The organism is Streptomyces sp. DG2A-72 (assembly GCF_030499575.1).
In the GTDB taxonomy this organism is placed as follows: Bacteria; Actinomycetota; Actinomycetes; order Streptomycetales; family Streptomycetaceae; genus Streptomyces.
In genome coordinates this window covers 9,842,475-9,854,737 of record NZ_JASTLC010000001.1, presented here as the reverse complement: position 1 = coordinate 9,854,737, position 12,263 = coordinate 9,842,475, and the positions used below count along the sequence as shown (strand labels likewise).

Below are 12,263 nucleotides of genomic sequence, written 5' to 3'. Positions count from 1 at the left end.
AGCAGTCGGTGTCATGCCGAGCCGCGTCGCCGCAACAGCAGCAGACCGGCGATCAGGAGGACCGCCCCGGCCGCGGCCGGCCACAACTTCGCGCCGGTTTCGGCGAGTGAGCCGCCGACGGTCTGCGGTTCGGTCTGTCCCGCCGCCTGCTGGTCGGACCCCTCGTCGTTGGCCACCGGCTGCTGGGCCGCAGCCTCCCCGATCTCCTCGTCCTGTCCTCCGCCGCCCTGTGCGGGGGCGGCGGCGTCGGACTGTTCCGGGGACGGCGTGACGTACACCTTGGGCTCGTCGGCGTCGGCCGGAGGGTTCGCGGCGCCGTTCTCCGGCTCGGTGGCCGGCGTGTCGGCCGGGGGCTCCCCGGTCTGCTGCCCGTTCCCCGCGTCGCCGGGAGTGGCCTCGCCGTTGTCGCCGCCGGACGGGTCGTCGGCGCTCGGCGACGGCTTCTGCGGCTCATCCGCGGGCGGCGCGGACTGCTCAGGTTCGTCGGCGGGCGGCGCCGACTGCTCGGGCTCATCCGCGGGAGGAGACGGCTGCTCGGGCTCGTCGCCCCCACCGTCACCGGCCCCCGAACCGCACTGCCGGCCGCTGTTGATGCAGTCCACCATCTCCGTCATCAGGTCCTCGTCGAAGACGTTGATGAAGTCGCCGTGGTCCGTGACCGGCTTGTGCAGCTGCTCGGGGAAGGAGTCCACCGCGAACAGCGGCGTCGTACGGCCGCCGTCGTCGAGGCTCGGTGCGTCGACGTCGTAGACGATGCGCTGCACCAGTTGCGGGATGGCCTTGAAGCCGGACGGGCAGCTGCCGTCGGCCGCGGCGAACGCCACGTGCGTACGGTGGTTGGCGCTGTCGATGTTCGAGCCGTCCCAGCAGCTCTGGAACTTGAAGGTGCGCACGACGTCGCTGCCCTGCGGGCAGAGCGGGTACTTGTCCTTCAACTGCCGGTCCTCGAAGCCGGTGCAGCTCCAGGAGGCGTTGGCGTTGGCGGTGCCGTTGACGAACGCCTTGGCGTCGCCGGTGATGATGCGCAGGAACCGCGGCATGGCCGTGACCTCGCCCTGCGGGCTGCCCACGAACGTCAGCGTGACCTGCTTGGGCGTGACGATCTCACCGGCGTTGCCCTCGATGCCGCCGCCGGGAGAGTTGGCGTCCTGCTCCTGGACGCCGTTCTGCAGCCGCACCACGGGCCAGTAGTACGTGGACTTGTCGCCCGCGTCCTCGCAGCTGGTGTCGGCGGCGGCCAGGTCGTCGTCGCTCGCGAAGGCGTCGTTGGCCTGGTTGCCGATGTAGTCGTGGAAGTGGTGGGCGCCGTTGGTGACGCCCGGGGCCACGATCACGTTGTCCGAGTTGAACAGGCCGTTCTCGTTGACACCGCAGCTGGTGGTGAAGGTGCCGCGGGAGGCGTTCGCGGGGCTCGGGGCATTGGGCTGGACGGCGGTGATGTCCGCGTAGTCGCCGGCCACGGGGCCGTTGCCGGCCGACTGGTCGCCACCGCCCTGGCCGTCCTGCTGCTCCTGGCCCTGGCCCTGGCCCGCCTGGCCCTCGTCGCCTTCTGCCTGGTCCTGGCCGTTCTGGTCCCCGTTCTCGGTCGGGGCCTCGGGGGCGCGCAGTTCGCAGGCCGCGAGCGCGTCGAGTCCGTCGGGGCGGTCGCCGGCGCCGTCGATGGCCTGGGCGATGCGCTCGATCGTGGCGGACCGGTCCTCCTTCAGCGGGTTCATGATCCCGCCGTCGACGGAGCCACCGTCCTGCTGCGCGGCCTGGGCCTCCCTCAGACGCTGGTAAGCGTCGGTGATCTGCTGATCCAGGTCAGCGAGTTCACGGTCGACGTCCGGCCGGGCGGTGTCCGGCACCGTCGTCAGCCGGCTGCCCACGTCCGGGCAGTCGATCGTGGCGGCTCCGGAGGCGAGGACCTGATCGGTCCCGCTCTGCGTGGCGCCGTCCTCGGTCGCCGACGCGTAGACGTTCGCAGCTATCAGCCCCCCTCCGCCCAACATCAGCGCGACGGCTGCAAAGGTCGCGCGCCGCTTGCCCGTTGGACGTCTTCGCGAGGTGCGAGTCAAGGAAGTACTCCTACGCGTGTGGATCTGCTCGGCATGGAATCCCCACGCCCCATACGGAACTCGGCCCTCGCGTGTTCAAACCCCTCACAGATTCATGGAAATTTCTCAGGTTGTTCGGCGAGCACCTCGGCCAGCACACGGCACCCGCGCACCCGCGCCCCCGAACCGATTCAGAAACGCGACCGCTGAGTGGCATGACGGCGAGCTGTTGGACTTCACGATCACGCAGGAGCAGGGTGGGCATGTCCCGCGATTCCGGCGGGGCACCCCGCACCGCACCACCCGGAGACCACCCGATGAACCACATCGCGAATCCCGAGCGCTACAACGGCACCATGCGCTACCGGCGCACCGGACGCTCGGGACTCGACCTGCCCGTGCTGTCCCTGGGCTACTGGCACAACTTCGGCGACGACCGTCCCTTCGACACCCAGCGCGAGATCGCGCTGCGGGCCTTCGACCTCGGCATCACGCACCACGACCTCGCGAACAACTACGGCCCGCCGTACGGGGCCGCGGAGATCAACTTCGGGCGGCTGATGCAGCGGGACCTCGCCCCGTACCGGGACGAGCTGGTGATCTCCACCAAGGCAGGCTGGGACATGTGGCCCGGGCCCTACGGCCAGGGCGGCGGCTCCCGCAAGTACCTCCTCGCCTCACTGGACCAGTCGCTGCGCCGGACGGGGCTGGAGTACGTGGACATCTTCTACTCCCACCGCCTCGACGCCACCACCCCGCTCGAGGAGACGATGGGCGCCCTGGACACCGCGGTGCGCCAGGGCAAGGCGCTCTACGTCGGTATCTCCTCGTACGACGCCGAGCGCACCCGGCAGGCGGCCGCCATCCTCCGGGAGCTGGGCACCCCGCTGCTCATCCATCAGCCGTCGTACAGCATGCTCAACCGCTGGATCGAGACCGACGGGCTGCTCGACGCCGCGCAGGAGGAGGGCTTCGGGGTCATCGGGTTCACGGCGCTCGCCCAGGGGCTGCTGACCGGGCGCTACTTGGACGGCATTCCCGACGACTCGCGGGCCGCGCAGGGCACGTCGTTCGACACCACGTGGCTGTCCGAGGAGATGCTGCACAGGCTGCGGGCGCTGAACGACATCGCCGCCCGCCGCGGGCAGACCCTGGCCCAGATGGCCCTCGCATGGGCGCTGCGCGACGAACGCGTCACCTCTCTCGTCATCGGCGCCTCGCGGACCGAACAGCTGGAGCAGAACGTCGCCGCGCTGGAGAACCCCGACTTCAGCGGCGAGGAGCTGGCCGAGATCGACAAGTACGCCGGTGACGGCGGTGTCGACCTGTGGCAGGACGCCCGGCTCGGGAATCTCCGCTGAACCGGTGCGGGTGCTCTCGCGCACCCGCATCTGCGGGCCGGTGACGACGACGGCTGGCTCCCGCTGCCGCCGGCCGCGAGAATCGTCCTGCCGGGGCACGGCGGGAGTGATGCCACATGACCAAGTGGACGGCGGCGGACGTACCCGACCAGCACGGGCGCACGGTGGTCGTCACCGGCGCGAACAGCGGGCTCGGCGCGGTGCTCACCCGGGCGCTGGCCGAGGCCGGCGCCCGCGTGATCATGGCGTGCCGGGACCCGGACCGGGCGCGGGCGGCGGCGGAGCCGATCGGCGGGGACACGGAGGTCCGGCGTCTCGATCTGGCCGATCTGTCGTCGGTGCGGGCGTTCGCCGACGGTCTCGACGGCGAGGTCGACGTACTGATCAACAACGCGGGGGTCATGGCGGTGCCGCAGGACACCACGGCGGACGGTTTCGAGCGGCACATCGGCACCAACCATCTCGGGCCGTCCCAGCCCCGTTGCGACGATGCCCGGGCACGCGCGTAGCGAAGGGGGCAGGGTGACCGCAGAGGAGCGGCGTCCGCCGGCCGCGGTGGTGTTCGACGCGTTGAGGGCCACGTACGAGAAGGCCTTCGCGCAGTCCGAGGCGCATCGGGCCTCGCTGCGACGGCTGCTCGGCCGTCTCGCCCCCGGCAGCCGGGGTGCTGGACGTGGGCAGCGGAACGGGGCGGCCCACTGCCGAGACGCTCGCGGCGGCGGGACATGACGTCCTCGGGATCGACGTCTCCCCCGTCATGGTGGACCTCGCCACCCGGCAGGTGCCCGACGCCGCCTTCCGCTGCGCCGACATCCGCGAAGTCCCCCTCGACGAGGGCGCGTTCGACGCGGTCTGCGTGTACTTCTCACTGTTGCAGATGTCCCGCCGGGAGCAGTCCGACCTCGTACGGCGCCTGGCGCGTGCGCTCAGGCCCGCCGGGCATATGGCGCTCGCCACGGTGCCGGTCGACGTCGAGGACTTCGAGACCGTCTTCATGGGGCGGTCCGTGCGCGCGACCAGCTTCTGCCCCGAGGACTTCACCGCCATGCTCACCGCTGCGGGCCTGGCGGTGCTGTCCGAGGAGACCGTGATGTTCACGCCCGCGCTCCCCGATGCCCCGCCCGAGCCGCATCTGTTCGTGCACTGCGAGCGGGAGCCCTCGGCCGACTGATCCGGTCAGGGGCCGGTGCGCCGGATGCGCCACACGTTGTCGTCCCGGTGGCCCTCGATGCCGTCGGGCGAGACGCTCGGCCTGCGGACCGTCTCCATGGTCGCGACGGTCCAACTCCCTTCGGGCAGGGCGAGTTGGGCGAGCACACCGTCGAGCGTGGGGAACTCCACGTCGAAGGGCGGTTTGGTCTGCCACGACGGCCAGGCGGCGTGCAGGACGAGCAGCAGGGTGCCGTCGGCGGCGACCGCTTCGGCGGCCCGCCGCAGCACCTCCTCCTGGTCGATTCCGACCGGCGACTGCAGATAGTGCGCGCTCACCAGGTCGAAGCGTCCCTGCGGAAAGGTCTCGCCCAGTTCGTGCCGTTCCCAGGCGACCCGGTCGCCGACACCTGCCTCGACGGCGTGCTCGGCGGCGCGTTCGAGGGCTGTGGCGGAGATGTCGACGCCGGTGACGCGCCAGCCGCGCGACGCCAGCCAGACGGCGTCGGCGCCCTCACCGCACCCCAGGTCGAGGGCGGTGCCCGGGCGGAGATCGGCCGCCTCACGGACGAGCAGGTCGTTGGGGCGCCCGCTCCACACTCGGATGCTGTCGCGGTAGCGGGCCTCCCAGAATGCGGCGGGTTCCGTGGCGGGGATGTCGGTCATGGTGCCTCCCTGAGGTGCTGAACGATCCAGAAGTGCAGCCTGCGCCGTCACGACATCCTCCGCAAAGACACTTTGCCGGTTCCGCAAATCCGAGGCGGCGTCGTGCGCACCCCCGCGGAACGATCAACGGCATTGGCATGGACCTGATAGGGCCGCGTGGCTAAGCTCGGCTCAACCCTCGTGAGAGCGCTCTCAGTTTGCGGTTGTTCCACCCCACCTAGTTGGAACGACGAAGGGCAACATCCATGAGACGCACCAGACTCATGCACGCCGGCCTGGCCGCCCTCCTGATGCTGGGCAGCTGGGCCGCCGCCGGAACACTGCCGGCCTCCGCGAACGACTCCCCCGACACACCGCCCGTCTCCGCCGGCCTGCTGCAGGCGATGCAGCGGGACTTCGGGCTGTCGAAGGACCAGGCCGAAGCGCGGCTGAAGGCCGAGCGGACCGCCACGGAGCTGGCACCCACGGCACGCCGGGCCGCCGGAGCCGCGTACGGCGGTTCATGGTTCGACGCCGAGAGCGGACGGCTGACCGTGGCCGTCACCTCGGACGCCTCCCCCACGACCGTACGGGCCGTCGAGGCGGTCGGCGCCACCGTCCGCACCGTCGAGCACAGTGCGCGACAGCTCGACGCGGCGAAGGCACGTATCGACCGGCTGTCCGCGCCCTCGGGCGTGAGCAGTTGGCACGTCGATCCGGCCGCCAACACCGTCGTGGTGAACGTGGTCGGCGACGAGCGCGCTGACAACGATGTCCAGCGGTTCGTCTCCCAGGCTCGCAAAACCGGACCGGTCACCGTGCGGACCGTCCCGGAAGCGCCCGAGACCTTCGCGGCCGGCACCGTCGGCGGCGACCCCTACTACACCGGCAACGTCCGCTGCTCCATCGGCTTCTCCGTCCACGGCGGCTTCGTCACCGCCGGGCACTGCGGTGGGGCCGGGGCCGGGGTGCGCGGCTGGGACGGCTCGTACATCGGCAATTTCCAGGGCTCCTCGTTCCCGGACAACGACTACGCCTGGGTCAACGTCGGCAGCGGCTGGTGGACTGTGCCGGTGGTCCTCGGCTGGGGCACGGTCCCGGACCAGTTGGTGCGCGGCTCGGCCGTGGCGCCCGTCGGCAGCTCCATCTGCCGCTCCGGCTCGACCACGCACTGGCACTGCGGCCGGGTGCTGGCCATGAACGAGACCGTCAACTACAGCCAGGGCGCGGTGCACCAGATGACCAAGACCAGCGTCTGCGCCGAAGGGGGCGACTCCGGCGGCTCCTTCATCAGCGGTGACCAGGCACAGGGCGTCACCTCCGGCGGCTGGGGCAACTGCTCCGGCGGCGGGGAGACCTGGTTCCAGCCCGTGAACGAGATCCTGGGCCGCTACGGGCTGACCCTGCACACCGCCTGATCCGTACGACGGCACAAGGCTCCGCCGGACTGCCCGGCGGAGCCTTCTCCATCCTGACAATTGTCAGGTGCCGCAGAGACGCTGACGGACCCTAAGGTCGCGAACAAGGGCGATGACCAGGCATGCGGCCGGTCACCGTCCAGCCGTACCGCCATGAACACCGCGACCCGAAAGAGGGCTCATGCGCCGCCGTTCGCTCAGGACCCTGCTCATTTCCGGAGGTGCCGCCGCAGTGCTGGCACTGACCACGCCGTTCACCGCTCAGGCCGCACCGCACTCGGGCGGCAACTACGGGGCCTTCGCCCACGAGGGCCAGTACCCCACCGTCTCCGGCTGCTCGGGCACGTTCCGGCAGGTCGGCGCCACCCAGTACGCCGAGGGCATGGCGCTGAAGTACTTCTACTCCGACAGCTGCGGCTCCTTCGCCCGGATCGAGAACTCCCGGGACAACTGCGCCGCCGTGCTGGAGCGTTCGAACTCCGGAGCCGCGCGCCCCGACGGGTGGGTCTCCGAAACCGTCGACGCGGGCATCGACTACGCATTCACGAAGATCGGCAACAACCTCGACGGCCGGGTCTCGCACGCGCTGCTCACCTGCGACGGCCATGTCCTGGCCGAGACGGGCTGGCACTGAGCCACCCGCACGGCACGCGCGCGTACGCACCGCGCTGAAGAGCACCACCTCGCCGAAGAGCACTACCTCAGCACAGGGGGAACGAGCACCATGACCACGCGCACCTACACCAGGGCCGCACTCGTCGGCGCCGGAGCGCTCGCCCTGCTCGGCCCGCTCACCGTCACGACCGCCACCGCCGCGACCGCCACGACCGCCGCCTCCGCGTCCGACACGGGCCGAGGCGACGTCCGTGTCCTGGCGGCGCCGTACGCCGTCGTCCCGTACGAGAACGTCAACGTCCGCCAGGGCCCGGCCAGTTCGACCGCCAAGGTCGGCAGCGTCGCGGCAGACCAGCCGCGCGGCGCCTACTGCTGGACGCGCGGCGAGACCGTCAGCGACCACGGCGTCACCAACGACGTCTGGGTGAAGCTCGTGGAGGGCTATGTGAGCGCCGTCTACCTCAAGGGCAACGAGTACGGCGACCTGCCCGCCTCCGCGACCTGCTGACCCTGCCCGAGAAGGAGGCGTACGCCATGCGCAGGAGAATCGGACTGCTCGCCACCGCCGGGGCCCTCGCCCTGGTCGGTGCCACGGCCCCGACGGCCGCCGCCGACGGACACGGACCCGGCATGTACGGCGTCTGGGCGACCGACGTCAACATTCGCGAGGTCTACCCCGACGCCTGTTGGGAGCACCCGTCCACGACCAACTGCCCGTCCGTACTGGGGCAGGTGAGCGCACCGACCGAGGTCTTCGTGCGCTGCCAGTTCCCGGGTCAGACGATCGGCGGGAACCCGTACTGGGTCGTCGTCGAGGTGCCCGGCTGGACCAAGTACGGGGTGATGCCCAGCTACTACATCGACAACGCCACCAACTGGATCGACGGGGTGCCCACGGAATGCGTCTGGGCCGGCGGCTGACCGCTGCCCCACACCCGTCACCACACCCACCACCTCCGGGGGAGACTCACATGAACAAGCTCGTCCGCCGCACCGCCACCGCGCTCGCTGTGGCCACGCTCGCCACCGGCGCCCTCGCCGGCACGGCCCAGGCCGCCCCGGCCGCGCCGAACGACGGCGACCCGGCCCTCACCGACGTCTACATCTGGGCGACCGACGTCCAGCTCCGCGAGGACACGAACACGTCGTCCAACGTACTCGCGGTCCGCTCGAAGCACTGGCTGGACGCCGTGTGCCAGAAGCAGGGCCAGACCGTGACCGACCCCGCTGTCGGCACGAACAGCTGGTGGACCGCGGTCCAGGAGTTCGCCGGCAGCGACATCGCCTGGGTCAACAACCTGTACCTGCAGGGCGGCGAGAAGATCGAGGGCGTCCCGGACTGCTGACGCCGGCCGACCGGGCCCTACGGCATGCGGGGCGAGCCGGCCGACCGGCTCGCCCCGCGGTCTGTCAAGGACAGCCCTCGCTCTCACCAAACGCGGGTGCGATCTTGCCCATGATTGCGTCACGTCCGGCAATGATTCGGCAACGCGGGGGACCGGCCTCCGAGCCGCACATACGTTCTGCGGCGTGAACACTCCCCACAGATCCGTCGGCTGCCGGCCGACCGCCACGACGCCCGCCCGACGTGCGCTCCTGCGTGCCGGGCTGACCGGAGCCGCGGTCCTCGGTGCCGTGTCCGCCGGCGTCTCCACCGCGTCCGCGGCCCCTCCCGCCACGAGCACGCGAACCCGGCCCAGTACCCCCGATCAGGCCCGGCGTGAACTCGCCGCGGGAAATCTGCGCTGGCACACCTACACCGAACGACACCCCGACGAGACGCCCGCCGTGCGGCAGGCGCTGACGTCGGGCCAGCATCCCTTCGCGGTCGTGCTCGGCTGCATCGACTCCCGCGTGCCGCCGGAGCTGGTCTTCGACCAGGGTCTGGGCGACCTGATGACCGTACGGACGGCCGGTGAGGTGCTGGACGAGGCGGTGCTCGGCAGCATCGCGTACGGAGTGCTCGAACTCGGCATCCCGCTCGTGATGGTGCTCGGGCACCAGTCGTGCGGTGCCGTGAAGGCCGCCGTCGAGGCCGACGAGTCCGGGAAGCGACTGCCCGCCCATATCCAGTACCTGGCCGACCAGATAAACCCGGCCATCGATCACACCGTGGAGGGCGACGCCCGCATCGACGCCACGATCGACGCCAACGTACGGCTCGTCCGTGCCCGGCTCGCCGCGGAACCCGACCTCGCCGCGAAGGTCACCGGCGGTCAACTGGCCATCGTGGGCGCCCGCTACGAGCTGACCAGCCAGCGCGTCCACCACGTCGTGTGACGGTCCGGCGCGGCGCGTGGACCGGACGGCCGACGCGCCACGCCGCTTCAGCTCATCAGTCCGGTGGCGAGGGTCGCGCCGAGTTCCCATCACGCGTCGATGTCGGCCTTGTCCGGCGTGCCGACGACGGTCACCGTCTCCGCCGTACGCCGCCGGCCCAGGCCCGTCGTGACCGACTCGATGCCGCGGACCGCTCCGGTGACATCGCTGCCGCCTGAGCGCTCCGCTGAGGTGTCGATCTGCGGCTCCGCCGTGGGGCCGTGACGGGTCGTCGGCCGTCCGCGGAGCCGCCGTGGCTGGTCGCGCCCGCGCGGCGGAGCCGCGTATCGACACAGCCCCGCGCCCCTTCAGGGCGCTGCCGAAGCACAGTGGACTTCGCCCGACCTGAATGCTTCAGCGCGCCGGACATGGATTCGCGGAGCGACCCCTGCCGTGCCGGTTCCGTCAGCCGCAAGCCGCGGTGGCGTGGCTCAGGGGACCGGATCCACCCCGCCCTTGAGGCGCTCCAGGTCGGAGGGGCGGACCTGAATGACCAGCAGGGCGATCACCGCGGCGATACCGGTGAAGATCGCGGCCATGATGAAAGCGGCGGAGACACCGGAGGCGAGGATCTCGTCGGCCCATGGGGCGGGCAGCTGACCGGTGCGTTCGAAGCGCAGCCGCTCTGCGGGGGTCGCCTGGGAAAGGAAGGCCGGGATCTGTTTGTCGGCCTCGTTGTTGCTGGCCGTGCCGAACATGGTGACCAGGATGGACAGTCCGAGGGAGCCGCCGACCTGCTGGGTGGCGTTGAGGAGGCCGGAGGCGGCGCCGGTCTCGTGGGTGGGCACGTTGGACAGGGCCATCAGGGTCAGGGACACGAACTCCATGCCCATGCCGAGGCTGAAGACGAGGATCGGGCCCAGGATGCTGCCCGCGTAGGTGGAGTGGACGTCGGTGAGGGTCAGCCAGGCAAGCCCCGTGGCGGCCAGGATCGCGCCCGTCACCATGAACGGCTTGGGCCCGTATTTCGGCAGGAGTTGGGAAGCGAGGCCCGCGCCGACGGCGATGACCGCGCTCACCGGCAGGAAGGCCAGGCCGGTCATGAGCGGGCTGAAGTCCAGCACGTTCTGCACGAAGAGCGTCAGGAAGAAGAACATGCCGAAGATCGCGGCGGCGAGGCTCAGCATCATCCCGTAGGTGCCGGCCCGGTTGCGGTCGGCGAACATGTGCAGGGGCGTGATGGGCTGCTTGGAGCGGCGTTCGACGAGGATGAACAGCAGCAGGATCACGACGGCCGCGCCGAACGAGGCCAGGGTGAGTGCGTCCCGCCAGCCGTCCTGGGCGGCCCGGATGAACCCGTACACCAGCAGCACCATGCCGACGGTCGAGGTGAGCGCACCGGTCAGGTCGAAGTGGCCCGGGTGACGCTCGGACTCCCGGATCCAGCGCGGAGTGGCGAGCACGATCAGCAGCCCGATCGGCACGTTGACGAACAGCACCCAGCGCCAGTTGAGCCACTCCACCAGTATCCCGCCGGCCAGCAGCCCGATCGCGCCCCCGCCCGCGGAGACCGCGGCGAAGACACCGAACGCCCGGTTGCGTTCGGGGCCTTCGCGGAATGTCGTGCTGATCAGGGCGAGCGAGGTCGGGGACGCGATGGCGCCACCGACGCCCTGGAGGGCGCGGGCGGCCAGGAGTTGGCCGGAGTTCTGCGACAGTCCGCCCAGCAGCGAGGCGAGGACGAAGAGCAGCACGCCGAAGATGAAGACGCGCCGTCTGCCGAGGATGTCACCGGCCCGCCCGCCGAGCAGCAGCAGTCCGCCGAAGGTCAGCGTGTAGGCGTTGACCACCCAGGACAGGCTCGTCGTGGAGAAGTCGAGGTCCCGCTGGATCTCCGGCAGGGCGATGTTCACGATGGTGATGTCGAGGACCACCATCAACTGGCAGGAGGCGATGACCAGAAGCGCCATCGCGCTGCCCCGGCCACCGCCCTCCTTCTCCTGCTGAGTGGTGGTCCGTGCTTGGGGTGCGGGCTGCGGGCTGGTCATGACAGTGCGCCGTGCGGCGGATCAGTGGCCGGTTCTGGCCACCATTCGACCGTACGCCGCCGCCCGGCGGGCTACCACTCGATCTACCACTCGATCACCTGTCGCGCAGTGCCGCGATCGTGGCGGCGAGGTCCGTCTCACGGGGACGGTTGTGGGGCAGCTTGGACAGGATCACGGCCATCCCGCAGGTGTTGGTGAGCGCGGAGAAGACCAGGCCTCCGGCGATGCCTGCCGACAGGAGCTGGAAGGCCGGATGCACCAGCAGGGCGAGCAGCAGGCCGAGCAGGACCAGGGCGCCGGCGGTCAGGCGGACCTGGCGTTCCATGCTCCAGGCGGCACGGATGGCGTGGGTCGCGGGCCGGTCAACGTCGTGGCCCGCGGCGGCCCAGGCCTCGGTGCCGCCCGCCAGGGAAGCGGCGGAGATGCCCTGTTCGGCCAGGACTGCGCGGGCGTTCTCGGAGCGGGCTCCGGAGGCGCACACGAGCAGGAGGTCGAACCGTTCCGCGGCGTGCCGGAGGTCGGGCAGTGTGGGCCGGATCCGGTCCAGGGGGATGTTGAGCGCGCCGGGCAGGTGCCCCGCGGCGTACTCACCGGGGGTCCGTACGTCGATGACGGTCAGCTCGTGCAACCGGGCGTGGGCCTCGTCGGTGTCGAGGGTGACGGGCGCGGAGGGGGCGGTCATGCGTGAACCTTTCGGTGGGTCGATCTGATGAGCAGGGGGTCTCACCACAC

The 12,263-nt window shown here is 70.9% G+C and carries 12 protein-coding genes and 2 pseudogenes; 9 read left to right on the top strand and 5 right to left on the bottom strand.

Annotated elements, in window-relative coordinates; genetic code table 11:
* Window positions 1-11: 11 nt before the first annotated feature.
* Window positions 12-1,991: a DUF1996 domain-containing protein gene (locus QQY66_RS46660; RefSeq protein ID WP_301987726.1), complete on the bottom strand. Its 1,980-nt coding sequence runs from the start codon at window positions 1,989-1,991 to the stop codon at window positions 12-14.
* Between the two features lie 362 nt (window positions 1,992-2,353).
* On the opposite strand from QQY66_RS46660, the gene mgrA reads away from it, so the two are divergent.
* From mgrA to QQY66_RS46645, 3 genes and pseudogenes are all read left to right on the top strand, one after another.
* Window positions 2,354-3,397: an L-glyceraldehyde 3-phosphate reductase gene (mgrA, locus tag QQY66_RS46655; protein ID WP_301987725.1), complete on the top strand. Its 1,044-nt coding sequence runs from the start codon at window positions 2,354-2,356 to the stop codon at window positions 3,395-3,397.
* Window positions 3,398-3,513: 116 nt separating this feature from the next.
* Window positions 3,514-3,906 (top strand): SDR family NAD(P)-dependent oxidoreductase, encoded by a 393-nt coding sequence (locus QQY66_RS46650; RefSeq protein WP_367667047.1) that lies wholly within the window; start codon window positions 3,514-3,516, stop codon window positions 3,904-3,906.
* Window positions 3,887-4,568: pseudogene (locus QQY66_RS46645) on the top strand (class I SAM-dependent methyltransferase). Before QQY66_RS46650 ends, QQY66_RS46645 begins: the two are co-directional and overlap by 20 nt.
* A 5-nt stretch (window positions 4,569-4,573) precedes the next feature.
* Here the strand turns inward: QQY66_RS46645 and QQY66_RS46640 are convergent.
* Window positions 4,574-5,212, bottom strand: coding sequence for a bifunctional 2-polyprenyl-6-hydroxyphenol methylase/3-demethylubiquinol 3-O-methyltransferase UbiG (locus tag QQY66_RS46640; RefSeq protein ID WP_301986572.1), 639 nt, complete (start codon window positions 5,210-5,212; stop codon window positions 4,574-4,576).
* Window positions 5,213-5,457: 245 nt separating this feature from the next.
* Here QQY66_RS46640 and QQY66_RS46635 point away from each other — a divergent pair, with 245 nt between their 5' ends.
* The 6 genes from QQY66_RS46635 (at window position 5,458) to QQY66_RS46610 (ending at window position 9,504) form a co-directional block, all read left to right on the top strand.
* Window positions 5,458-6,609 carry a S1 family peptidase gene (locus QQY66_RS46635; RefSeq protein ID WP_301986571.1) on the top strand — a complete coding sequence of 384 codons (1,152 nt, stop codon included), beginning with the start codon at window positions 5,458-5,460 and terminating at the stop codon, window positions 6,607-6,609.
* A gap of 181 nt (window positions 6,610-6,790) precedes the next feature.
* Window positions 6,791-7,243, top strand: coding sequence for a hypothetical protein (locus QQY66_RS46630; RefSeq protein WP_301986570.1), 453 nt, complete (start codon window positions 6,791-6,793; stop codon window positions 7,241-7,243).
* A 90-nt stretch (window positions 7,244-7,333) separates the two neighbouring features.
* Complete coding sequence (locus tag QQY66_RS46625; protein WP_301986569.1) at window positions 7,334-7,732, top strand: SH3 domain-containing protein; 399 nt, start codon at window positions 7,334-7,336, stop codon at window positions 7,730-7,732.
* A 26-nt stretch (window positions 7,733-7,758) separates the two neighbouring features.
* On the top strand, window positions 7,759-8,145 hold the full coding sequence (locus tag QQY66_RS46620) for a hypothetical protein (RefSeq protein ID WP_301986568.1): 387 nt from the start codon (window positions 7,759-7,761) through the stop codon (window positions 8,143-8,145).
* A gap of 50 nt (window positions 8,146-8,195) precedes the next feature.
* Window positions 8,196-8,570 (top strand): peptidase M23, encoded by a 375-nt coding sequence (locus QQY66_RS46615; protein WP_301986567.1) that lies wholly within the window; start codon window positions 8,196-8,198, stop codon window positions 8,568-8,570.
* A 184-nt stretch (window positions 8,571-8,754) separates the two neighbouring features.
* On the top strand, window positions 8,755-9,504 hold the full coding sequence (locus QQY66_RS46610) for a carbonic anhydrase (RefSeq protein ID WP_301986566.1): 750 nt from the start codon (window positions 8,755-8,757) through the stop codon (window positions 9,502-9,504).
* A gap of 89 nt (window positions 9,505-9,593) precedes the next feature.
* On the opposite strand, the pseudogene QQY66_RS46605 reads toward QQY66_RS46610, so the two are convergent.
* From QQY66_RS46605 to QQY66_RS46595, 3 genes and pseudogenes are all read right to left on the bottom strand, one after another.
* Window positions 9,594-9,719: pseudogene (locus tag QQY66_RS46605) on the bottom strand (flavodoxin family protein); the annotation flags it as partial.
* Window positions 9,720-9,974: 255 nt separating this feature from the next.
* Window positions 9,975-11,453 carry an MFS transporter gene (locus QQY66_RS46600; protein ID WP_301987724.1) on the bottom strand — a complete coding sequence of 493 codons (1,479 nt, stop codon included), beginning with the start codon at window positions 11,451-11,453 and terminating at the stop codon, window positions 9,975-9,977.
* A 172-nt stretch (window positions 11,454-11,625) separates the two neighbouring features.
* Window positions 11,626-12,213 carry a rhodanese-like domain-containing protein gene (locus QQY66_RS46595; protein ID WP_301986565.1) on the bottom strand — a complete coding sequence of 196 codons (588 nt, stop codon included), beginning with the start codon at window positions 12,211-12,213 and terminating at the stop codon, window positions 11,626-11,628.
* Window positions 12,214-12,263: the final 50 nt, after the last annotated feature.